Origin of the sequence: Pseudoalteromonas sp. S2755 (genome assembly GCF_005886535.1) — a bacterium.
Taxonomy (GTDB): domain Bacteria; phylum Pseudomonadota; class Gammaproteobacteria; order Enterobacterales; family Alteromonadaceae; genus Pseudoalteromonas.
In genome coordinates, this window is sequence record NZ_PNDS01000124.1 from 1 (window position 1) to 26368 (window position 26368).

Annotated in this window: 10 protein-coding genes; 6 read left to right on the forward strand and 4 right to left on the reverse strand. The window is 42.6% G+C overall.

Features of this window, described 5'->3' with window-relative positions; translation table 11 throughout:
• Window positions 1–201 precede the first annotated feature (201 nt).
• Complete coding sequence (locus tag CWC03_RS18140; protein ID WP_138583073.1) at window positions 202–2385, forward strand: OsmC domain/YcaO domain-containing protein; 2184 nt, start codon at window positions 202–204, stop codon at window positions 2383–2385.
• A gap of 135 nt (window positions 2386–2520) precedes the next feature.
• On the opposite strand, the gene CWC03_RS18145 is transcribed toward CWC03_RS18140, so the two are convergent.
• The 4 genes from CWC03_RS18145 to CWC03_RS18160 all read right to left on the reverse strand — a co-directional run bounded on the left by CWC03_RS18145 (window position 2521) and on the right by CWC03_RS18160 (window position 9332).
• Entirely contained in the window at window positions 2521–4110 is a 1590-nt protein-coding gene (locus CWC03_RS18145; protein ID WP_138583074.1) for a hypothetical protein, read from the reverse strand.
• A gap of 2 nt (window positions 4111–4112) precedes the next feature.
• A complete protein-coding gene (locus tag CWC03_RS18150; RefSeq protein ID WP_138583075.1) occupies window positions 4113–5051 on the reverse strand; it encodes a hypothetical protein in 939 nt (312 codons plus the stop codon).
• A gap of 185 nt (window positions 5052–5236) precedes the next feature.
• A complete protein-coding gene (locus tag CWC03_RS18155; protein WP_010605248.1) occupies window positions 5237–5485 on the reverse strand; it encodes a hypothetical protein in 249 nt (82 codons plus the stop codon).
• 10 nt (window positions 5486–5495) lie between these two features.
• Window positions 5496–9332 (reverse strand): TOMM system kinase/cyclase fusion protein, encoded by a 3837-nt coding sequence (locus CWC03_RS18160; RefSeq protein ID WP_138583076.1) that lies wholly within the window; start codon window positions 9330–9332, stop codon window positions 5496–5498.
• A 568-nt stretch (window positions 9333–9900) separates the two neighbouring features.
• Here CWC03_RS18160 and CWC03_RS18165 point away from each other — a divergent pair.
• The 5 genes from CWC03_RS18165 to CWC03_RS18185 all read left to right on the forward strand — a co-directional run bounded on the left by CWC03_RS18165 (window position 9901) and on the right by CWC03_RS18185 (window position 26115).
• Window positions 9901–11154 carry an SAM-dependent methyltransferase gene (locus CWC03_RS18165; protein ID WP_138583077.1) on the forward strand — a complete coding sequence of 418 codons (1254 nt, stop codon included), beginning with the start codon at window positions 9901–9903 and terminating at the stop codon, window positions 11152–11154.
• Window positions 11154–12077, forward strand: a complete 924-nt coding sequence (locus CWC03_RS18170; RefSeq protein ID WP_138583078.1) for a methionyl-tRNA formyltransferase — start codon at window positions 11154–11156, stop codon at window positions 12075–12077. The genes CWC03_RS18165 and CWC03_RS18170 overlap by 1 nt, the downstream gene beginning before the upstream one ends.
• A 148-nt stretch (window positions 12078–12225) precedes the next feature.
• Complete coding sequence (locus CWC03_RS18175; RefSeq protein ID WP_138583079.1) at window positions 12226–12720, forward strand: hypothetical protein; 495 nt, start codon at window positions 12226–12228, stop codon at window positions 12718–12720.
• Window positions 12721–12850: 130 nt separating this feature from the next.
• Window positions 12851–13465 carry a phage tail protein gene (locus CWC03_RS18180; protein ID WP_138583080.1) on the forward strand — a complete coding sequence of 205 codons (615 nt, stop codon included), beginning with the start codon at window positions 12851–12853 and terminating at the stop codon, window positions 13463–13465.
• Window positions 13466–13638: 173 nt separating this feature from the next.
• A complete protein-coding gene (locus CWC03_RS18185) occupies window positions 13639–26115 on the forward strand; it encodes a tandem-95 repeat protein (RefSeq protein ID WP_249314072.1) in 12477 nt (4158 codons plus the stop codon).
• The last annotated feature ends 253 nt before the right edge of the window (window positions 26116–26368 follow it).

Genomic DNA, 26368 nt, shown 5'->3' on the forward strand with positions numbered 1-26368 from the left:
ATATAATATTTAATTATCCTTACTTTTTAGAGTTGGTATTTTAACCATTTGCTATCAAATGTAAATATTTTTGTCTGGGTTCTCCACTGGCATTCTTTCACTATTTACGTTTTAAACCACAAGCTTGAAACTACCATTGGCGTGGTTACCCATCCTCAAGTACAATTAGCGTTTTCGATTGCAACACACCGGAACCTTCCAATGGAAATCAAAGTAAATTACCTCGACAATCTCAGAATCGGTGCCAAATTTGACGACTTTTCTGTCATTGCGGATCAGCCAATTCGCTACAAAGGCGATGGTTCAGCACCAAGTCCATTTGACTACTTTTTAGCTTCTTCAGCGCTTTGTGCTGCTTACTTTGTGAAGGTGTATTGTAATGCGCGTGACATTCCAACGGATGGAATTCGCGTAGCGCAAAACAACATCGTTGATCCTGAAAACCGTTATAACCAAATTTTTAAAATTCAGGTGGAGCTTCCGGAAAGCATTTCTGAAAAAGACCGCCAAGGTATCCTGCGCTCAATTGATCGCTGTACTGTTAAAAAAGTGATCCAAACAGGACCTGAATTCCAAGTGGAAGCGGTTGAAAGCCTTGAAGATGACTCGCAGGCTATGCTGATGGTTGATACCAGCGAAAGCGACAGCACTTTTATCCTAGGTAAAGATCTTCCGCTGGAACAGACTATCGCAAATATGACCAAGATCCTGTCGGATTTAGGCATGAAGATTGAAGTTGCATCATGGCGTAATATCGTGCCACACGTCTGGTCTTTGCATATTCGTGATGCTGCTTCACCAATGTGTTTCACCAATGGTAAAGGGGCAACCAAAGAAAGCGCGCTATGCTCAGCACTTGGTGAGTTTATTGAGCGTTTAAATTGCAACTTCTTTTATAATGATCAGTTTTTTGGTGAAGAAATCGCAAATGCTGAATTTGTTCACTACCCGAACGAAAAGTGGTTTAAACCCGAAGCTGATGATGCGCTTCCTACTGAAATTTTAGACGACTACACTCGTGAAATTTACGACCCAGAAGGTGAACTACGCGGTTCACATCTAATCGATACAAATTCAGGTAATGTAGCGCGCGGTATTTGTTCTATTCCGTACACTCGCCATTCAGATGGTGAAACTGTGTATTTCCCATCAAATCTAATAGAAAACTTATTCCTAAGTAATGGGATGAGTGCTGGCAATAACCTGTTTGAAGCGAAAGTGCAGTGTTTATCTGAGATCTTTGAACGCGCGGTGAAAAAGCAAATCATCGAACAGGAAATTGTATTGCCTGACGTGCCAGAGTCTGTACTTGCTAAATATCCAGGTATTGTTGAAGGGATCAAAGGACTTGAGGAGCAAGGGTTCCCAGTCGTGGTTAAAGATGCGTCTCTTGGCGGTCAATTCCCTGTAATGTGTGTGACCCTGATGAATCCTAAAACAGGCGGTGTGTTTGCCTCTTTTGGAGCGCATCCAAGTTTTGAAGTGGCGCTTGAGCGAAGCTTAACCGAGCTGTTACAAGGGCGTAGCTTTGAAGGCTTAAACGATGTACCAAAACCTACGTTTAACAGCATGGCCGTATCTGAGCCGGAGAACTTTGTTGAGCACTTTATCGATTCAACGGGCGTGATCTCATGGCGCTTCTTTAGTGCGAAGCACGATTACGACTTTGTTGAGTGGGATTTTACAGGCACTAATGAAGAGGAATGCGATAAGTTATTTGGCATTCTAGAGACGTTAGGTAAAGAAGCCTACATTGCGGAATTTACAGACTTAGGGATCGCTTGCCGAATTTTAGTCCCAGGATTTTCTGAAGTATATCCAGCCGAAGATCTCATCTGGGATAATACCAATAAAGCACTGCAGTACCGCGAAGATATTCTTAACATCCATTCACTAGATGACGAAGCATTAGCTAACTTGGTTGAGCGCTTAGAAGACAGCCAGCTTGATAATTACATCGACATTATCACCCTTATCGGCGTTGAATTTGACGAAAATACGGTGTGGGGTCAGCTCACTATTCTTGAGCTTAAGATTTTAATCTATCTAGCGCTTGGCGATATCGAAGCGGCCATTGAATTAGTTGAAACCTTCTTGCAGTTTAATGACAACACGGTTGAGCGTGGCTTATTCTATCAAGCAATGCACGCCACGCTTGAAGTCGCGTTGGATGAAGAGCTAGAAATTGAAGATTACATCCACAACTTCACTCGCATGTTCTCTAAAGACGTGATGGATGCGGTTATTGGTTCAATTAATGGCGATGTGAAATTCTATGGCTTAACGCCAACTAACATGAAGCTGGAAGGTTTGGATAAGCATCTGCGTCTTATTGAAAGTTATAAGAAGCTTCATGCAGCAAGAGGGAAATTAGCGCAGCGCTAAGCTTTATTTTTCTAAGTAAAAGCAAGATAGCATGACTGCTTATCTTGCTTTTACTGTTTGATAGACTGGTGTGTATTTAGTGGTTACACATTAACTGTAGTAGCTAACTAAGCCACGAACCTCAGGTTAAAAACCTTAATTTGATTTTTCCTCTTTGATACAGCTTTGGTTTTTAAACTGTGTCTTTGCATCGTGATATATAAAAGAGAAATCTGCTGTACGTGGTGTAAATATTGGTTTGCCAGTACTCTTATCGCATTCAGTTGCGATCCCGCCTGCCGCATGACAATTCATACAAGAGGAGCTTTTATAATAAAGCGCTTCTTTTTTACCTTGAGGTTGGTTTCCTAGTTGTAAAAATGTCTCAATCACTTCATTGGTCAAATAAACTGGGTGAGGCATTCCTCCCGAATAATTAATGAGTTTGGTTTCAATCGTATCACTTGCTTGGCCGTTAATATCAGTCATTGGCTTACTTCGGTTATTAGTTGAGTACTGGGTACCAATCAGTTTGTAATATTGAAGGACAGCGTTTTCTTGTTTAAACAACTTAGAAATATGCTGGTTCACTTGCTCAACAACAGGTGATATTTGCTCTAATCGCATCACCTGAGTAGGCTTAGTGCCTCCTACTGGATGATTGATTGCGCATGTTGGGCATTGCTTGTTGAAAAATGTTGGTGAGTTGCCCCAAACATTATTCTGATGTGAAAAAGTTGCGTAAATCCAGTTACTAGACGTGCCAGTTTTCTGCATTATATGAAATCCAACAACGCCAACTTCTTTTTCTTCGATTTTAAATGAACCAGCTTCGCCATTTTGTATCTGGTTGTAGCGCTTTACGGGTAGTTTGGCTCGAATATATTTACTAGGGTCATCTGACTCATCTAGCAATTTCCAAGCTACCTTTATCTCTATAGCAAGGCCTGGCGGCTTAGGGTCAAAACTTGTCAAGTTTTGTGGCAAGTTACAAGTTGGTAGTGAAGATTTGTCGGAACAAGCTAAAAAGCCAATAGTATTCATGTTGATACACATATTACTTGCCTGCTGACTTTTGCACGCCCAACTATAAGTCGGGTTATTCGCGAATTCAATTTGGCCATCTATGCTATATAGTTTGTTTTTAGTAATAAAATTGAAAACATATGGACTGACGAACTTTTGATAATAAACAGGATTGTTTTTTTGATCGGTTAAAATAGCATGTTTTTTCGGTTCATTTTTAGGCGCAACTTGTTCCACAGCAGATAAAGGCTGCATCATGGCAAAGTTTTTGGATATATCCCAGTTTACCGGAGGCGTTGCATCTACTGTGAAAATGGTCTCGGTTTCACGCCAGTTTATCCAAAGTGGAGGCGGGCAGTTGGCGCCTGAGTCGGCAGTACACACTTTTAGATTATTTTGTGTGAGCTTATAGTTTTCGTCCAATTGCCTGTTTAGTGCAATAAAGCTCAACCATGAAAATAGTGCGTAGCGATGATCCAAATAGTCAAGCTTCTTCGATTCAGAGGGTTTTACGGGTTTTAACTTTTCACATGACTTCACTAACTTATTGTATGCGTCAAGAGGGTAAGGTTTTAGCTGAGTCAAGTCGTTAGGAAAAGGAAAGGGCTCAGTTAATGTGCATTCGTCTTTGACTAGCCAATCTGGAAAAATGCTGTATTCAGTAGCAAAAGTACCAGCACTTACTAATAGTAAAGAGAGCTTCGCTATTACACTTTTCATGGTTATTTCCTTTTCTTATAAGGTGAAGAATATAAATATGATTTGATATTAAATTCAGATGTTGATGTGAGGGTTATTTTTATATAGTAACCAGTTTGTACTTTCAGGTTGAGCCAAGGAGTTAAGTTAGTGCTTAATTTTTTGTCTGTTATTTTTCTAAGTGCGCTCAAAAAGCTGTCATGTAGATAATTTTCGTCAAGGTTTGTGATCCAAGGCAGTTCAATTTCAATTTTTTCTGACAACTCCGTTGAATAGGAAAGCCCAACTTGTATTTCATCTGATACATGAACAATAGCATTTAATAACTGTTCCAGTAGATATAAGTTTCCTTTCCAGTCTAGATCTTTGAGTAAACCGGGAAGTTTCAATGTTTCTAATTTAAAAACGAATTTAGCTCTAAATTCCTTTCGTCCAAATGTAAAGCTGAAGTGGTTTATCCTAGTACTCTCTAAACTAGGAAGTAACTCTTTTGTTTTATTTAAAAATTCAGGAGCTAAAAACTCAGATGCGTTAATTATAAATGCGCTTAATAGGCTGAAGTCAGCAAACTGACAATGTTGTGTACTTATACAAAATGTTGGAACTATGCTATAACGACCATCTTCCCAATCAAAGCTAAACCATATTAAGTTTACAGGTTTGTAAGTAGAAGAAAGCTTCCTCCTCTTTATAAACTTGTTTATTCTGTGGGCGTATTCATTTGGAAGTTTTTGGTTTATATAAGATAAAACGCTATCTAAATTATGAGGAGAGCAGTAATAGCATACTAGGAAATCAACTGCTTCTTCAAACTGATCAATTCTCTTTTCAAAACATATTGCATGTATATTTTCAGGAATGCCATTTACAATTGGCTGAAGCTTTTCCGTTATTGTGTGATTGAGATGTTGAACCTCACTATCAAGTGCAATGCTATAAAGCTCACTTTTACTATATTTCATGATGAATGCGGGTGAAATACCAATTTAACTTAATGTTTGGTCTATTTTTTGTTCTGTTTCTGATGTTAATAACATTAGAATTTTACAAAGTAAAACAACTAAATCGTTCCTGTAAAGTTGACAGAGTTTCACGACAAAAAAATACACGCTTGATTAAGCTAAAAATCACCCGCTGCTCCTATGTATTACCAAATTGTTTTTATTGTGTGTTGAACTTCAGGTCTTAGTTCTGCAGATAGTTGATCCCACAGATCATCTGTCAATCCAGTCTCTAAAGAAATTTCAGTAATAATGCGTTTTTGATCTGCTGTTAAATCAAACTCAGCCATCACTTCAGCCAAGTTATCGGTCGCTCGTTGTTTCAAAGCTTCATCGTTAGTTACATTATAGATGTAAGAGATTAAACCAGTTGGTAGTTTTGTATTATCACTCATTTTTCATTTCCTAATTTTCATAGTTTTGGAGGTATAAGGTTTTAGTGCTAGCCTTATCATTTAAGTATTCATTATAAGCATCATCTTTCATTGTGTTTTTATTAAACAGTAATACTTTATATAAAAAGTAATAATAAAAAGTTCGATGTGAACGATACCCAGCAAAGCTTGATATTTTTTCTTCGAATTCTTGTAAGCTATCTATATCATCTAAATTTGCCAAGTAGTTGAGCATGTTATTATAACCCAACCAGCCTGCGTTATTAGAGTTTTTTGCAAGGCTTACCCCTGTTGATGAGTAATTTTTTGCTTCATCTTGATATTTTTTAAAATTAATGGAATCATTTTGTATTGAAGCATGTATTAGCTTAAACCACGCCCATATTCCATTTGTTGCTGAGCTAATATCATTTATATTTATATCTTTGGAAAGTTCAGCTAAATTATTCATAGCGCTTTCAGCCAAATTAATCTTACCAGTGAGCAACTGTGATAGAGCTTTAAAAGCAATACAAGTAAGTTCAGAGCAAAAGCCGTAATTATCAGTTATGGCTTGAGAGCTATTATCGAAAAAGCCTTCTTTTGGTAACGTATCGACAAGCGCTATTACTTTGTCAAACTCCCCCAGTGAAAAGTAGGATTGCGATAAAAGCTCGAAGATTACTGGGTGTTGGTGAGGTGGATATTCGCTTTTGTTTTCGTGCAGCTGTAATCCTATATTATGAGCTTTTAAAATATCACCGGTAGCGTAGGCGTGCAGCCATTCGCCTCTCATCGTAATGAAGCGCTCTTTAGGGTCTAAAATTGTGGCGAGTTCACTGATATTTTGAAGCACGTGCTTTTTTGCCAACGTATCTAGCCAACCATTGTATGCAATCCTAGATGAGGCAAGTGCATTTTTAATCTTATGGAGTAAAGGCTGGTTATCGATTAACCCATTTTGGAAGAAATTCAATGCCTCTGCATAGTAAATACTGGCCTCTGCGACAGAATAAATCGCAGCGGCGCTTTTTGCTGATGTTAGTAATAATTCAACAGCCGCATCATGTTCTCCCACTTTTGCTAAATGGTGGGTTGTAAGCAGTGGTTGCTTTTGGCTCATTCCTGTATTGTTGAGCACCTCAATTATACTCATGTGGTGTGCATGCGATTCATGCTTACCCATACTTTCATAGGCAGCATCACGTACCAAAGCGTGTTTAAAAATATAGCTATCGTTATCAACACGACGTTGGTGGACGATAAGGTCGTTTGCTACCAGCTCATTTAAGTCGTTTTGAATCTGGTTTTCGCTTAAAGAAGATGCCGCAACGAGTAAATCATATTCAAACTCTCGGCCAATTGTGGCTGCTAGTTGCGCTGTTTCTTTGGCGTGACTAAGACTATCTAGCTTTTGTTGTAATGACTCCCTTAAACTCGTAGGTACTTGGTCAAGTTTATCTGGTGCAAGAAAGTCAATCTCTCCGCCTTTATCTCCAACTAATGCCTTTTGCTTTAGCATATTGACGAGTTCTTCAATAAATAGCGGGATCCCGTCGGTGCGACTGGTAAGTAATTTGAGAACTTGCTCTGACACTCGGCGGCCATCAAACAAGTTAATGATAAAATCTTCGGTGGCTTTCTCGGTTAGTTTTTTTAGGCAAACATCAACTAAGGTGAGGTCTTTTAACTGATTAGGCACAGCTTGTCTCGAAGTACTTAGTAGTACATCACCTGAAGCTAGAGCGCCAACAAAGTGATGTAAAAACTCTAGGGTGGTGCTATCTGCCCAGTGAATGTCTTCAATAATGTAAAGTTTAAATTTACTGAGCCCGTGACGATTTGACTTTAACAGTGCACAAAGCCCTTTAAACAATACTTGCTTCTGCTCATCGGGAGAAAGTGTAGAAGGCGTAATTTCATCACCAAGTGAGATATTGAGCCAAACTAGCAACACAGGGATAGCCTGCGCTAAATCGAGCTCACTATCCATGTTTGATAATACATAACTAAAAACGGTATTGGCTGAATGAGCGTCAAGCTGTTCGGTGTTAAAGAGGTACTTGACCAATGTTAAAATTGGATACAAAGCATTATTTTGATGCTCAGGTAAACACTGTGCGACTAAATGCTGATATTGCGGCGTATTAGCACGAACTTCTTGCAGCAGCCGAGATTTACCTATGCCAGCTTCACCATGAATATGGGCGATGCGGGTTGCACCTTCGACTTCGTTATTAATGAGTGAAAGTGTCTGTTCGAGCTCAAGGTGACGACCTACAAGTTCATGATGGTTCTTTGTACCACGCATAAAGCCAAACGCTTCGATGCGACGTTCTCCTTGCAAGTTATAAACCGGCGTAAGTTCAAATAATGGACCGACTTGCAATTGACCGTACAAATTAAATTCTGAAAAAGCATCAAGAAGTGAGCGTGACTCTGCACTACATAAGATTTGGCGCTCGCCAGCTTCACGGGAGAGTGCTGCTGCAATATTTGCGTGATGACCTTCAGGTACGGCATTGGCGTAGGTAATAAATACGCCGGTATGAATACCGATGTGAGCGTTAAGTGCGACTCTGTGGGCTTCTTGCATTAGTGCGTTACGTTTGGCAAGCTCACTTATCATTTCAAGTGCGGTACGGGCAGATAACCGCGCATCGTTATCGCTGCTAACTGGGTAGCCAAAATAAAACAAGCTGGTATCGGCGAGGTTACCCACGTGATAAGCGCCGTAACGAGTCGCGATATCAATAAAGTGATTGCGTTGAGATTTATAAACCGTGTCGATGACATCAAAGTCTTTATCTTGATTGTCGAGTGCTTTAACACTTAATCTTACCGCAAGAACGGTGAGCTGCTTGCGCTCAGTAAGCGCCGTATATTCTTGAATGGCACGATGGTTAGGATCGTCATTACGGATCATTACTGTGGTTTCGTCGTAACCATGTTGAGCTTTAACATCATTTAGCACACCTACAAGGTTCGATACATTCATTCGTGCAAGTTCAGAGAATGCTTCTGTTGCGGTGATCACGCGCTCTAACGCGCTTTTATTTAGTACGCGTCTGAGAAGCCCCGCAAGAGGGTGGCCAAGTAGTGCGCTTGGAATTGGAATGTGTACATCGCTTAATTGTTTGTGATAAATAGAGGCGACACTTGTGCCAGTTACCGCTGGAACGCCGGTTAAACATTCTAAAAATACCAAACCCCAGACATACAGATCAGATTTAGCCGAGGCTGGCTCACCACGTAATTGCTCTGGTGCGCTGTAAGAAGGTGTGCCCAATGTTTCTTGTGTAAGCGTGATTGTTTCAAAGTCATGCTGGCGGGTTTCTTGTGCCAGTGTACCAATACCAAAATCAAGTATTTTGGCATAAGTCTTTGCACCAGACTGGCTAAGCATGATATTGGTTGGTTTTATGTCCCTGTGGATAACACCTTGTTGATGGGCATGAATAAGCGCATCTAAAACTTGCAACATGATGTCGGTTGCATACACAGAATCAATCGCGCCATTTTGACTTAGGTAGTCTCGTAATGTTTGTCCTTCTACATACTCGAATACCCCGAACATTAAATTTTCATTTAATTGTCCTTTATCTAATAATCGTACGATATTTGGATGATTTAATTGACTACAAAGTAAGGTTTCACGGTTGAAACGTTCCGCATATCTATGCTTTTTCGTCGCTTCCAATTGTGGTTCTAACGCCAAAAATTTTAGTGCAACGATTTGCCCCGTGTTTATTTGGCGCGCCTTAAAAACCTTACCGAATCCACCTTCTCCAATTTTTTCAAGTAGTTGGTATTTGTCAGACTGGAAAACATCGACAATATGGCTATCCGAAAACTGTGTCAGAGACATATGATTACTAATTCTTATTTTTTGTTAATGGTATAGGGTAATTGGAATGTAAATACTTGTCTAGCATCAAGATTTCAATTATTCAAAAAAATAAAATAGGTATGCGCTTTTTTGAACACTGTAACAGGTGTGAGCAAATCTACGGTTTTCAGAAGTAAGATTCTTTGTGAAAACGTTATTACATTTTGCTGTAATGTTGTGTAATTCTTTATTCTTTATGTTTTTGGCATAATCTCAGTATAGTAACAGAAGTGTTAAGGTAACTACCTAATTTTTTTGGTTTTTACCTGTTTCTGGCTTAATTAAATGAGACGCGTAATGTAACTTTCCAGGCTCAATGGAACTCACTTCATTACTACTAAATCGAAGTGATGATTTATACATGTTTACTTTATTTTTATGGTGTTTACATCGGCATACTATTTCTAAGCCGAAGTTTGATCAAAAAATTAGCAGATTACTTGTGCTTGACTACACTCATTAGAGAAACAGTTAGGAAACACCTGCTGAATGCTTTAAAAAGCATCAGCAAATCCGACTTTAAGGAACTGTGGAGCTAATAATATCTATGGAAAAACAGCAGTTAGCAAACAATACAAGGGTAGATTTCATCGACCCTCAGATTGATGACCTATTAAAGCACTCAATTAGAAATCAGCTTCAATCACTTTTAAAATCAAAACTTACCGTATGTGAACGCCAAAAACTATTGCAAAAGAGTTTTGTTGACGCAATAACACTGGTTTTAACTGATCTGCAAACTGTTACACACCAAGAGTTGGTTAGTGCTTTTGAGACGATGTACGATAATGCAGTGCAATCTATGGCGATGGCAGAATTAAGCCAAGAGGTGCTCACTCATCAGTATATTTCCGCGACGGGGCTGATTATGTCACCCTATAACTGTAAGCACACAATAAAGGATGTTTACCGGATCAAGGGGTATGCCCGCGGACTCGACAAAGCGATTCAAGGTAAGTTAAAAAATAAACCCGTAGTTAATGTGTTGTATCCTGCCTGTGGTCCTTTCGCTCCTCTATTACTGCCTTTACTTAGCTACTACAAAGAGACTCAAATAATTGAGCCGAGCCAAATTCAAGTGACGCTTGTTGATATTCAGCCCGGTGCAATATTAACGCTTAAACAGCTCGTCAGTGACTTGCAGCTTGAAGAGTATGTACTGCTTATTGAAGAGGCTGATGCGACCATATTTGAGCCTCAAAATGCTATCGATCTTTTAGTGTTAGAAGCGATGCAACATGGCTTTACTAAAGAGGGCCAATTAAGTATTGCCAAACATTTAGTAAAATACTTATCCCTAGACGGTTGGATGATCCCGCAAAATGTGTCGGTAAGAGGTATGATGGTTGTTGGGGAAACTGAGTTTAACCAACAATGGAAAACGCAAGAATACAGCCACTCAAGCAATGTAGGAAATGAGGCACAACAAGACCGAGTGGATCTAGGCGAAATCCTTAAGATCAATAAGTCCACCTTGTTAGAGATGAAAGAGCTTGAACTCGAAGATGGCATTAAAGTAATACCTGCGAATCAAATTGTCCTACCTACGGGTGTTGAAGATATGAGCAAACGTATCTTTGCGGTCTATGCTCACATAGAAACCTTCGCGCAAGAAGAGGTTGGCCAATATGATTCAGGGATCACACACCCAAGACCGGATACGAGCGTTTATATAGACCTTAAACCTAAAGACATTGAACACACTCACTTTGTTGCTAGTAGCGGGGATACGGTTCAGTTCTACTATCAACTGACTGGATTACCGGGTTTTGTGCCAGTAAAAGTACAGGGGAGTGTATAATGCAAAAATATGCAGTGTTTACAGGCAGCTGTCAGAGTTTATCGGCGATCCAATACCTCCAACAAAGCAATAAATTAGCATGTGTAGTTTTAGTGGATGCTGAGCCGAATCCGGATTTAATGCAATTGCAGCAGCTACTGCATCAAGCGCAGATCCCCACTTTAAAGTATAACCAATATGACGATACGACCCTTATTGCGGATTTGGACAGGCTAGGCGCTAATCGCGGTGTAATTTACCTATTTAGACATATTATAAAACAAAAGTTGATCAGCTATTTTGATGGCAGTCTAGTCAATATTCATCCTAGTCCTCTACCTGAATATCGAGGACCTTTTCCCCTCTATTGGCAAATTAGAAACGGTGAACAAGCCACTAAGCTTACGTTGCATCGTGTTACATCAAAAGTAGATAGCGGAGATATCGCTACCGATATTGACCTCACTATTCATCCTTTCGATACGATAAGCATAGTTAATCAAAAAGTCTCGCAAGCTTTACCTCATTTACTCGACACATTTTGTCAACTGGTAGAGCAAGAAGCTATTACTTGGCGTGAGCAAGACACATGCTTTGAGTATTTTGCACCTATGATCGAACCGCAGCAGCTGGCTATTAACTGGTGTAAACAGCCTACTTTGGAAATAGTGAACATGTGCCGAGCCGGTAATGTAGATGTTGGCTGTGCCACCTTTCGTCTAAGAGAAGAGATGTTTCAAGTATTACAAGCGAGTGAGGTTAAGTGTGATATCAAGGGTGTGAAAGTAGGTACTGTTATTCAACTAAGCCGAAGAGAAGGCTTAGTTATTAAAACGCTTGATGGTGCTGTGTGTTTGGATGTTATTGGTACACAGCAAGGACTCTTTGATGGTTATAGGTTTGCTGTGATTTTTGGGCTAGATGCAGGCTTTTCTTTGATCTAGCTATGTTGGCTTCATAGTCAACAAGTTAATGATAAAAATAATATTAAAGATGGTGAGCAAAGTCGCGTGAAAGGAAATAGAAGTTGGGCTGTTATCGTAATTCCATGTGTGCGGTGCTCTGGATAACACTTCAGATGCGAGATAACAAATGAAGATTAAGATAGAACTTACCAATAATTATGGCTATGACCTAGCAGCATATCCATATAACAATGGCGCTTTGCCTAGCCCTGAATCGTCCGAAACCATTGCCAAGCTTGAGGGGAAAGGAGAGTTAGTAGTAGAGCGTGGAGAGTCTGCAATTTTAACTGTTCCTGGAATGGGAAGTCTGTTGGTGCAGTTTATGGGTGAACAAAAACTCTCTGAATACCACGATAAGTTTTGTGAGCATCCAGATGATTTTGACCAATGCGAGCAAATGGTGCTGATCCGTTATAAAACGTCTGAATTGTACTGGCGTTTCCCAAGTTCAGCAGAGATTGCGCAGGTAACTTTGCAGGTGAACGATGTTGGTACTGTGTGTTTAGGAAAGGTGTCAACGGGGGGCGTTCGGCAGGTTGCACTTCCTGAGTTGTTTGTTCCGCCAGTATTTTCGGTGAACCCAATGGCTGAGCCACAAGGTGAGGCTGAGCAGCCTGAGTAAATAAACCATATAGGCTTTTTAGCAAGTAAACTAAGTTTTTGTAAACAATATAATTGATGTGACACTCGAGAGTCGTTATAGCAGTCCGCCTGTCACTGATAAGCAATATATCAATTTAAGAGGACTAAATATGTCAACAGATTCATATATCGGTACGATGCGACCTTTTGGTGGCTCTTTTGCAATTCGCAATTGGTCAATTTGTTTGGGGCAGCTACTGGCAGTTAGTCAAAACACAGCATTATTTTCCCTTCTCGGCGATTTATATGGTGGTGATGCTCGCACCACCTTTGGTATACCTGACTTGAGAGGTCGTAGCCCCGTAGGTATGGGGATCATGCCAGGAGGCAGAGACTACAGACTAGGTATGCGCTTTGGTTTGGAAGATATAGCGTTGACCTCAACTCAGTTACCAAAACATACTCATACTGCTGTTTTTGTTCCGACTGGCGGCGGAGTGACAAGCTCTTTTCAAGCAGCAACAAATAATGCAAACACAAATACTCCAGACGCTACAGCTTATCTAGCAAGTAACACGAATAGCCCAATGTATTACAAGCAGCAAGGCCTCTCACCTGCGCCCACACTAACGGAGCTTGGTGGATTAAGTGTAGATGGTGGCAGTGTTGAAGGCAGTGTTGTGGTTAATGATACTGGTGCATCACAAAGCTTTAGTATTCTTAACCCATTACAAGTTGTTAATTGGCAAATTGTATTGGATGGTATCTATCCATCACGAAGTTGATAGTGCTGAACAGGTCCCGCAGTCAATACTGCGAGGCCTGTTTCTTCTGAGAGCATTTTGATTTGCGGTATGTTTGAACCTAAGAAGTTCAATAACTCGACAACTTATAAACAAAACGCTTTTTTAATCTTGGGTACTCTGGAATATACCAAATCAGTCATTTGGAGTGGGACATGAAGTTGAATCGAATCACAGCAGTTATTAAAGGTACTGTTTTTACAGGGCTATGTATATCTAGCCTGCCAGTCACGGCAGCCTCTATTGATTACAAAGTGAAGTCTGGTAGTGGGGTCTCGAATATATCTCATACAGAGAGCTCGGTCACATATTTGCTAGATGCAGGTACAGCAACGTCCTATACGTCATCAACGATGACTGTGTATGGAGGCACTGCAGCGGCAGCTGATGATTTTATTAATGGTACTCCTTCAGCTACTGCTGGTGGGTATATTTTCTATACCAGTGATTCTAGCAATAACTTTAGTTTTGATTCAATTTCCATCTATCCTAATTTACAAATAGCAAATGATAATTATCAGATCCTCTTGAAAGGGTATGATGGAGGAACTTCAGCGACGCCCGTGACCGCTACAATTACCATACCCCAAGGAAACGCTGCAGATGTATTTACGATTACAAGAGACACAGATTTTTCAGGCAATGATTGGCAAAACGTTGATACAGTGGTGTTGGAGTTTTATGACTCGTTTAATAGTGTTTATGACAACAGATTTGCAGTAGATACGGTTACCTTTTCTGCGGCGGCGCCGGTTGATAACACTCCCCCTACAATCAGTGAAGTGACAGCGGTAACTACACCAACAAATGATAGTACACCCAATTATACGTTCACGACTGATGAGGCGGGTACTTTGTCTATCGGAGGTAGCTGCGGAACATCTAGCTCGACCACAATCAGCGCCACAGGCAACCAAACCATAACTTTAACTCAAACAGATAACAGCACAGCTCTAGCCGACGGTACCTATAGCGACTGTACGGTCACTGTGACAGATGCTTCAAGCAACGCCAGCAGTGCTTTAAGCATTACTAGTTTTACGGTAGACACCACAGCGCCAACGGTAGCAGAAGTGACCGCAGTGACTACGCCAACGAATGATACAACACCAAATTATACGTTTAGCACTACAGAAACAGGCACATTGTCAGTAGGTGGTAGTTGTGGTACTTCAAGCTCAACAACGATTAGCTCAACAGGCAACCAAACCATCACTTTGACCCAAACAGATAACTCGACAGCATTAGCTGATGGTACATACAGTGATTGTACTATTACTATCACTGACTCAGCAGGGAATACGAATAGTGCGTTAAGTATTACTTCTTTTACTGTAGATTCCACGCTCCCAACATTTGATAGCGCAAATTCGACGCCAAATGATGATGCTACAGGTGTGGTAAGTAGCAATGATATTGTGATCGATTTTAGTGAAACTATCGCGTTGGGAACAGGTAACATTAGTATTCGAGACGTCAGTGGTAGTAGTGATTTTGAAGTGTTTGATGTCGCGACAGAAAGTGACGGTACAACGACTAGCCCAAGTGCAGGTCGTATTGGCATTACAAATGATAAAATTTATATAAACCCTACGAATGACCTAACAGGTAATCGCGACTACGCCATTCGTATTGATGCAACTGCTGTTGATGACTCTGCGGGAAACAGTTTTGCGGGGATCAGTGACGATACTACCTTTAATTTCTCAACGGCCAACACCGCACCTGCAGTTGATTTAGATTCAACAAGTGGTAGTGATAATAGTAGTGCTTCATTTTCTGAAGGAGGTGGTGCGGTATATATCGCCGCGAATGCTGCTGTGGCTGAAGCTGATGGCGATACAATTGCCTCCATAACAGTCAGCCTTACCAACGATCAAGATGGTGCATCTGAAGGCCTGAATGTTAGTGCATCCGCTCAAGATGCATTGACGGGAATTTCGGGTTCTTCTGATATTTCGCTACAAGATGCAATTTCTATAACTGGCGCAACGGCTTCCGCAGCAGAAGTGCAAACGTTCTTACAGGCGATCACTTACAATAATACCTCCAGTACGCCCAACGAAACCGCAAGAACTGTCACTGTCGTGATAAATGATGGTACAGATAATAGTACTGCTCGCACAGCTACTATTTCCGTCAGTAATGTCACTGCAGCAAGCAGTACCGCAGCCAGTTTTGATACTACGAGCGGAACGAATTTATCTCCAGCAATTACCTTCACGAGTGACGATGAAACACTGACTATTGCTGATACTGGCCACATTGCTGGTTCAACTGCGGATGGGGGAACGGGAACGGATACCTTATTTGTAGTGACTGGCTCTAATTTAGCTAACTTTACGTCATTAACTAATTTCGAAACATTAACCCCTGATAATGATGGTGCTTTAACGCTTACCGAAACCCAGCACGATGCATTTACCACGATCAATGGTTCAGGTACAAACCAATTTACAATATCTAGTGCTGATGGAGATCAAACCCTAACCGGTGATAGCGATATTGAAACCTATGTGTTAGGCGCTGCAATGAACTTCACCATGGCAGTAGCATCACAGAATGTCACGGGTAGTAGTGACGACGATACAGTTAATGTTGCTGGGTTTACTGCTACAGGTACGCTTTCTGGTGGATCCGGCACCGATACGTTACAGGTTGACTCGGGCGCTAATATTAGCGGGGCATCACTAAGCGGTTTTGAATCATTAACGCTAAGCGATAATGCATCGGTCACTATGACTGAAGCACAACATGATAGTTTTACAACTGTGACCGCTGCGGGAACTGAGAGCGTCACTATTAGCGATAGTACCGATGGTTTAACTGGTAATAGTGCGATTGAAACTTATATACTTTCAGCGGCTAACACCTTTACGCTCGGAGCTGCTGGGCAAAGCGTAACAGGAAGCAGTGGTAATGACACAATAAATGTCGGTACATTCACAGCTACAGGTACTCTAGCTGGAGGCAGTGGTACAGATACGCTTTCAATCAGTAATGGCGGAAGTATCGCAGGGGCGACAGTGAGTGGTTTTGAGAACCTTTCTTTAGCTACTGATGGATCTGCCACGATATCAGTATCTCAGTTGTCGTCGTTTACAGGCACGGTTTCAGGGGATGGCACTAATTCTCTAACTGTCTCTGGTGATGGCGATATTACGACGGTTTCTGCGCTTGAAAATTATACTTTATCCGATGATTCAACCAATTCAAGAACGGTGACCGTGAGCAGTGCAGGTCATTCTGTTACCGGTACCTCAACTTCAGATGCAATTACCTTCGATTTAGGTTCGCTCACTTATACTGGAACAATTACTGGCGAAAATACCACTGCCGATACTTTGTCTTTAAGTTCTGGTGCAGATATAACTGGTGCAAATATTAATGCAGTTAGTAATCTGACACTGGCTTCTGGCGCATCTGTTTCCATGACAGTAGCTCAGCATGAAAGTTTTACTGGTAATATTTCAGCAGCTGGATCAGAAACTATTAATATTTCTGGTGATGGGGATATCACCACTTTCTCTTCGGTTGAAGTTTATAGTGTTGGTGACGATTCTAGCAATACTAGGACCATTACCATCAGTAACGGTACCACTGATGTTTCAGCAACTGCTAATGATGATGCAATTACCTTCGATATCGGTGGTAGCACCTACACTGGAGATTTAACTGGCGACACGAACGTAGCAGACCTTGTTTTAGCGGCAGATGGTGCGGATGTAACTGGAGGTGGATTCTTCAATATAGGAAACCTCAGTCTAGCAAGTGGCGCTGCTGTCGCGATTGACGCGGCTAATTTGAGTGATTTTGCGACCGCAATTTCAGGGGGAGCGGGCAGTGAGACATTAAAACTCATGGATGGAGGAACATTTGACTTCTCGACCACCTCGGTTTCTGCTGTTGAAGGCATCTCAATTGGCACCAATAGCGCAGCAACGATCACACTTACTGATAACTTTAATGCCGACGGTCAAACTGTGTCGGTTACAAATGCCAGCGGCAGTGCAATCACGTCTGACCTAGTCATAGACGCTTCTGCCTTTTCTAGTGATGTGCTAGAAATAACGGCAACAGATTTGGGGGGGGCTGATACGTTCACAGGTGGTAGTGGCGCAGACATTATACGTCCTGGCGGCGGTACAGATACCATGACAGGTAACGATGGTAACGATAATTTTGTCGGTGAGCAAAGTGATTTAAATGGTGACACAATCGCCGATCTTAGTATCGGAGATAAGATAACAATTACAGGCGTAACGGGATTATCAACCAGCAATATTCGCTTCAATGGAACTAGTACGCTGGAGATAGATACTAATGCAAGCGATTTTTCAGGCGTAGAAGTATCACTATCGCTCACAAATTCACCGGGTAATGATCTTGCATATACGGTCGCTGACTCTGGCAGTGATACAGTGATCACCTTTGAAGCGGCGAATGATGAGCCTATCTTTAGTAATTTAAATGGTGGTAATACCTTTACTGAAAATGGAACTTCGATTGCGATAGATAGTGATGTAACCATCGCAGATACTGAGCTTGACGCACTTAATGGCGGAAATGGTAATTACGATGGTGCATCGCTAACTATTTCACGCTCAGGTGGCGCTAATAGTGAGGATGTCTTTAGTAACACAGGGCTGCTAAGTACACTGACTCAGGGAGGCGCGCTAAGTTACAATAGTACAGAAGTCGGTACAGTCACCACTAACTCTGCAGGCACGCTGGTACTCACTTTCAACAGCAGTGCTACTTCCGCTCTAGTGGATAATGTACTGCAATCAATTGGCTACGGTAATAGCTCTGAGGATCCAAGCTCATCTGTAACACTCAACTATACCTTTAATGATGGTACGGCAGACAGTACTGGTACAAATCAGGCCGCAGTCACTATTACTCCCGTCAATGATGCCCCTACCGATATTGCATTGACAGCAACAAGTATAGACCAATCGAATACCGGAACTGCCGCGACTGTCGCGACAGCCAGTACCACGGATGTGGAAAGTGGCGATAGTCACACCTATAGTCTGGTGAGTTCAGGTGCCAGTGATAACGGTACTTGTAGCGCAAATACGGGTAACGATAGCTTCCAATTTTCAGGCAGTACTTTACAAACGCAAGCATCAACATCTCCAGGTGACTATGTTATTTGTATTCAAACAAACGATGGAACCGCAAGTTATCAAGAGTCATTTACCATAACAGTCAACGATGATGTCGCCCCAAATGCGCCATCGACACCAGACTTGGATGCGGCTTCAGATACTGGTCCTTCAAGCACAGACAACATTACCAATGATACCACACCAACCTTCAGTGGTACTGCCGAGAGCGGGGCGACGGTTAAATTATATAGTGATCAGGTGGGCGGAGGCACAACGGTTATTGGTACTGGCACATCAACGGGTGGTAATTGGCAAATTACAACGGATACCTTGACTGCTGGGTTATCACATTCGATTTTTGCTAAGGCGACCGATGCAAGTAGCAATGAAAGTACGTCCTCAAGTAGCCTAAGTGTAACTATTGACACAACAGCACCGAGTACGCCTTCTATTCCAGACCTTAGCGCAAGTAGTGATACAGGTTCTTCAAACACTGATAATATTACCAACGATACCACCCCTACGTTTACAGGTACAGGTACTACCGGTGACACGGTCACGCTCATTTCAAGTGTAGATGGCAATGTAGGCAGCGCTGTGGTAAGCGGTGGAACATGGACAATCACTAGCTCAGAGCTAACCACAGGTGCTCAAACCATTTCTGCCCGGGCGACGGATACTGCTGGTAACACAGTTGACAGTGCTGGGTTATCGGTCACTATTGATACTAATGTAAGTGCTCCAAGTATAACCACACCAATCGAAGGTGATGGCAAAGTTAATGCAGCGGAAGACAACGATGTACTAATCGCAGGTTCAGGAGCTGAAGCTGGTAATAGTGTGACGGTGATTATCACTGACAATAATTCGTCAGTGAGCCGCACCGTCACCGCTGATGGTTCAGGTAACTGGACGCTAAGTGGTAGCGAGTTGGACGTCAGCGGTTTCAATAATGGCACCCTTTCGGTATCCGCCACGCAAACGGATACGGCAGGTAATACCTCCACCGCTGCGACGCAAAGCATTACGCTGGATAATACAGCCCCGTCGGCGGTTACCATCACTACACCAATTGAAACCGATGGGCTCGTTAATGCGGCTGAAGATAATGATGTTTTAATTGTAGGCTCCGGCGCGGAGGCGGGCAACAGTGTGACGGTGACCATCACGGATAACAACAGCTCGGTGAGTCGTACTGTGACTGCAGATAACTCAGGTAATTGGACACTGAGTGGCAGTGAGCTGGATGTCAGTGGTTTAAATAATGGCACGCTGACAGTCTCGGCAACTCAGGCGGATAGCGCAGGTAACACCTCCACCGCTGCGACGCAAACTATTACGCTGGATAATGCAGCCCCGTCGGCTGTCACCATCACTACACCAATTGAAACCGACGGAATTGTTAATGCCGCGGAAGATAACGATGTCTTGATTATCGGTTCCGGCGCGGAAGCGGGCAATAGTGTTACGGTGACTATCACGGACAACAGCAGCTCAGTTAGTCGCACGGTGACTGCTGATAACTCAGGTAACTGGACGTTGAGTGGTAGTGAACTGGATGTCAGCGGTTTGAACAATGGCACGCTGACCGTCTCGGCAACTCAGGCGGATAGCGCAGGTAACACCTCCACTGCCGCCACCCAAACCATCACGCTGGATAATTCGGCACCGAGCGGCATTTCAGCTGCGATTGACCAAGACCTGATCAATGCAGGAAATGAGACTGCGTTTAGCTTCACCTTAACAGGTTTGGAATCTGCGGGTAGCTTTACTTATGAAATTTCAGACGGCAGCAGCTCAGTATCTAGTACAAGTGCGATCTCTATTACGGGCTCCACTCAGCAAGAGACCGGCATCAATGTCACCTCCTTAAATGAAGGAACATTGACGTTGTCTGTTACCGTAGCTGATGACGCAGGGAATGAAGCAAACGTAGTAACAGATACTGTGATTAAAAAGTACAATGTTGCACCTGTGTTGTCAGGGACACCGGCAACAACTGTAGATGAAGACAGTGAATATGATTTCACGCCGACCTTAAGTGATTCTGATACTAGCGATACTCATACCTTTAGCATTACGAACAAGCCAAGTTGGGCAACGTTCGATACGCAAACAGGTAAGCTTTCAGGTACGCCAGATGACTCTCATGTTGGCACAACTTCTAATATTGAAATCTCGGTGAGTGATGGTACAGATAGCGATACGCTCACAGCATTTAATATTGAAGTCGTTAATACCAACGATGCACCAACAGGGCAAAGTACTAGCTTCACTATCGATGAAGGCGCAACACTAACGCGAGATTTCAACAATGGTCTACTGTCGCTTGCGAGTGACGATGATCTTGATTCCAATGACAGTCTGACTATAGTGAAAGACACTGATCCTCAATACGGTACGTTAACTCTCAACACCGATGGTAGCTTTAGCTATGTTCATGGGGGAAGTGAGAATCATACAGATAGCTTCACCTATCATGTTGAAGACAGCGCTAATGCCAGCTCGCCGGTATACACCGTAACAATCAATATGAATGCGGTTGAAGACGCTCCAACGGCTGTGAATGACACCCTTACTACACTTGAAGACGCGTCTAATTCGGTGAATGTGCTTACTAACGATAGTGACCCTGAAAACAACATGGTTGTTTCATCGGTTACGATTAAAACTCAGCCGACGAAAGGGCAATTAAGCGTGAGTAATGGGGTCGTCACCTTTACGCCTACCGCTAATGCAAATGGTTCGGATTCATTTACTTATACGGTTAAAGACTCCACTCAGGCTGAATCAAATGAGGCAACGGTTAGCATTACCATAACACCTGTCAATGACTTACCAGTCGCGGCTAACTTTACACCTAATATAGACGAAGACACGCCAACCTCAGCATTGACCATTAGAGCAAGTGCAACTGATGTTGAAGATACCAACCCAACTGGGGTTATTGCGCTTGAGTCGCAGCCAAGCAAGGGGCAAGCGGCAATAGACCTGAATAATGGCACCATTACTTATACGCCAAATGCTAATGAGACGGGGAGTGATAGCTTTACTTACTCGATTCTTGACAGTGAAGGTGGTAAGTCAAATATTGCCACGATTTCCGTTAATATTGGTGCTGTAAACGACCGACCTGTGGCAGGAAATGACACGGTAACAACAAACGAAGATACTGCAACAACATTGGCGATCCTCGCAAATGACTCTGACGTTGAAGATCAAGGTTTTGATGGTTCGGATATTGTACTTGAGGATAAAGGCGATGGTGTAGGCAACTACGACCTAGCTACCGTCACGGTTGGCTCTGATGGTGTGCTCACCATCACACCAAAACAAGATCAAAATGGTACATTGACCTTCACTTACACCGTTGAAGATAGTGAAGGGCTGCGCTCTGATCCAGCAACAGTTACAGTCAATATCACCGCAGTTAATGATGCACCAGTTGCAGTTAACAATACGGCTCAATTACTTGAAGATGGCAACATTGAGATAAACGTGTTGGGTAATGATACGGACGTAGATAGCCAGCTCAATGTCGCAAGCGTTGCAATTGTTAGTCAGCCTCAAGGTGGCTCACTGCAAATACTAACCACTGGTAATGTTGTTTATACGCCGAATGCTAATTTCTTCGGAAATGACAGCTTTACTTATACGGTACAAGATGCCGAAGGTTTAGTGTCGAACGCAGCGACAGTCAATATTACAGTGACATCAGTGAATGATGCGCCAGTTATTTCAGGAGCGCCTTCGACTTCTGTCAATGAAGATGTTGCATACAGTTTTACACCGACGGCGACGGATACCGACGGTGATAGCTTAACATTCAGTGTGGCGAACCTGCCAGTATGGGCAAGTTTCAACGATACAACAGGCGCGATTACTGGCACGCCAAGTGAAGGACAAGATGGTACATATAGCGGCATCGTAATTACGGTGTCGGATGGCCAAGCTGAAGCATCTTTGCCTGCGTTTAGCATAGTGGTGAATGCTGTGAATGACGCACCAATTATCTCAGGTACACCATCAACAAGTGTGAAACAAGACGAAGCATACAGCTTTACGCCGACAGCATCCGATGTGGACTCTCAAACATTGACATTCTCTGTAACCAGCTTACCAGCTTGGGCAAGCTTTGATACGTCGTCTGGTAATCTGGCGGGTACGCCGACTAGAGAAGATGTAGGTACTTATAGCAATATTATCATCAGTGTCAGTGATGGGGCATTACAAGCAAGCTTGCCTGCATTTGAAATCAATGTTGAGCCGGTTAATGCCGCGCCGATTGCAAACAATATGCAAAGAAGCGTGCTTGAAGATGGGACTACGAGCTTCTCAGCAGAGGCTAGTGATCCCGACGGTGATGCATTGACGATGGAGTTGGTGTCACCAGCACAAAATGGTGTAGTTCAAATTCAAGGTACTGTATTTAGTTACACACCATTACCGAACTTTAATGGCTCTGACGTATTTACTTACACAGTGTCAGACGGTGAGTTTAAGTCAAATACCGCTTCAGTCGCGATGACAGTAACTTCCATAAATGATGCACCTATTGCCGTTGATGACAGTTTTACCTTCGATGCTGTGGCTTCCAATCAGTATGTACTTCCTGTGTTGAGCAATGACAGTGATCCAGATGGCGGCGCGCTCAGAATTATCGGCGCTAAAGCCTCAATTGGTTCTGCGTTCATAGCCAATAACACCCTAACTTACCAAGCTGTGCAAAACGCACAAGCACCAGTAGTCGTTACTTATTTGATTGAGGATGATAGTAAAGCGAGAGCAAAGGCAAATGCTAGTATCACGATTAATGGTACGGGCACGGGTAATGCGCCATCAATTACAGCGCCGAGTGACTTAACTGTGAACGCAACAGGCTTATTCACCAAAGTGAATCTTGGTACTGCTGTTGCGTTAGATAGCTCAGGGAATCCACTACCGGTATCTTTAGTTAGAGGGATTCCTATCTTTGCGCCTGGTAAACACATTGTTTATTGGCAGGCAACGGATAATCAAGGACAACAAGCCACAGCGAGTCAGAATCTTAACGTCAACCCTCTGGTGTCACTGCAAAAAGATAGTAGAGTTGCAGAAGAGCGTAGCCACTCAGTTAAGGTATACCTAAATGGTCCTGCACCAAGTTACCCTGTAACCGTACCTTATACCGTTTCGGGTTCAGCGGATAGCAGTGATCATGACTTGCAGTCGGGTGAAGTGATAATAAGCTCAGGCACTAGTGCTAGCATCAACTTTAATATATTTGCTGATGGTATAAGCGAAGACAACGAAACCATTGTGATCTCCCTCGGTGACTCAGTAAACAGAGGGGCTAAATCTACTTCAACAGTAACAATTGTTGAGCAGAACGTGGCACCAAGTTTATCGACAGTTGTGCAGCAAAGTGGTGAAGAGCGTAGCTTAATCACCGCCTCAAATGAAGCGGTTACCATAGAAGCTATAGTTGCTGATCCTAACCCGAATGATCTTGTGAGTGTGAGCTGGCAGCCGGATGTGGCGTTAGTCAATATATCGAATGATCCATTTATCTTTGAGTTTAACCCTGCCAATGTCCCGGCGGGTATTTATAAAGTAAGGGTTACGGCAGAAGATAATGCGACGCCAAGTCTGTCGACATCTCGCAATGTCTTTATAGAAATTGTTGACTCTTTAGCACCGTTGACCGGAGAGGATAGTGACGGTGATTTAATTCCGGATGATCAAGAAGGCTATGCCGATGAGGACGAAGATGGTATTCCTGATTTCATGGATGCGATCACAGATTGTAACGTGGTGCAAGAGCAAGCGTTAGAATCTAGCCAGTTCCTAGTTGAAGGCGACCCTGGTGTTTGTTTACGTAAAGGCGCAACTGTACCGCAGAACAATACGGGTGGCTTACAGCTGTTGGAGTCAGAGCTGCCTTCAGATCCAAATGCCATTAACGCAGGTGGTTTGTTCGACTTTATTGCGACGGGGTTACCACAACCTGGTGATGTATATAGTATCGTGTTACCGCAACGCAAACCTATTCCACTTAATGCGGTTTATCGCAAATTAATAGGTGGTGAGTGGCAAGACTTTGTGGTTGGGGAAGGTAACGAATTGCTCTCAACGCAGGGTGAGCCAGGTTTCTGTCCTCCTCCAGGAAGCAATGAATGGACCGCAGGTCTTAGCGATGGTGATTGGTGTGTGCAACTACGTATTGTTGACGGGGGGCCAAATGATGATGATGGTATTGCCAATGGCAGTATTGTCGACCCAGGTGGAATTGCAGTACCAATCTCAAATAACGCACAACCTGTCGCTAACGCTGATAGTGTGACAATTGTCTCTGGTCAAACAATTATAATTGATGTGCTCGAAAACGATACAGACAGCGACAATGATACACTAACCATAACAGGGGCGAGTGTCGATTTCGGTGTTGTTAGTATCGAAAATAATCAATTGAACTATACGCCTCCAGCTGCATTTATAGGCAATGCGACTATTCAATATAGTGTGACTGATGGACAGGGCGGGTCGAGCAATAGTACGGCGACAGTTTCTATTATCGCCAATCAACCACCGCAAGTGTCGAATGACACCGCAACCTCAAATGGTGCGCAAATCATTATCGATGTACTTGCAAATGATAGTGACCCTGAAGGCGGAATGTTAAGCATTGTTTCTGCAACTGCAAGCCAAGGTACAGTGGCCATTAATATTGATGGTACGCTGAGTTACACACCAAAAGTCGGGTTTGAAGGTGTTGATACAATTAACTATGTTGTTAAAGATGAGTTTGGCGCTATGGCTGAGGGCCAAGTAAGCGTCACGGTATCAGTTAAACAAGTTACATCAATAACTAATAAGTCCTCAGGGACTATGGGAGGCATGTTGTTACTATTAATCAGCGCGCTGGTACTGCGCCGTAAAAAATCACTTTTACCCGCTTTTGCATTGGTAAGTACGAGTTGCTTATTAAGCACACAAGCACAGGCGAGCAATTGGCAAGTGGAGGCAACGTTCGGACAATCTACAGCAGATAGTGAAATTAACGCTTCAGACTTAAACATCGTCAACTTAGATGAAGATAGCAGTAGTTGGTCAATAGGGGCATTTTATGAATTAGTTCCTAATTGGCAGGTAGGACTTCGCTATATTGACCTTGGTCAAGGAAGCGTGGAGTTTACCGGCTTAGGTGCGGATCCTGAGCAAAGCCAAATGGCTTTGGCGCGAGTTGCCCCGGTTTTGCCTGAAGGTCCTGCATTACAATTCAATTACTCAAAATCATTTGCAGATCAATTTGTAGGTAAAATGTTCTTGGGCGCGTTTAATTGGGATTACAAAATTAATAGCGTTCGGGATGGTCGATTTTCCACTCGTTACGAAGACAGCGGTACTAGCGGTTACATAGGGGGTGGTGTTCATTATCAACTCAGTGAAGCTTTGACATTAGGAGTAGATTTTAGCCACTATTTCATTTCTGCAAATGATGTAAACGACTTAGCACTGAATTTGAGCTATCGTTTTTAAGTTTAACTGCAGTTTTAGCATTGAAAAGGCCTCTACTAAATGTTGAGGCCTTTTTATATTGGCTGTCACTCGGTGCCAGTTTGTTTCACGATGTAGCCATTTTGATACGAGGTAAGTCTCTTCAATAGCTTATTTGGAAGTCTTCAGCTGCTTTGAATCGGAAAGTGCGGATAAGAAGTGGAATACACATTAAAGAAAAAGCTCTCTTGCGAGAGCTTTTGGGCTATGTTTACTCTTATTTAGTTTTTAAAAT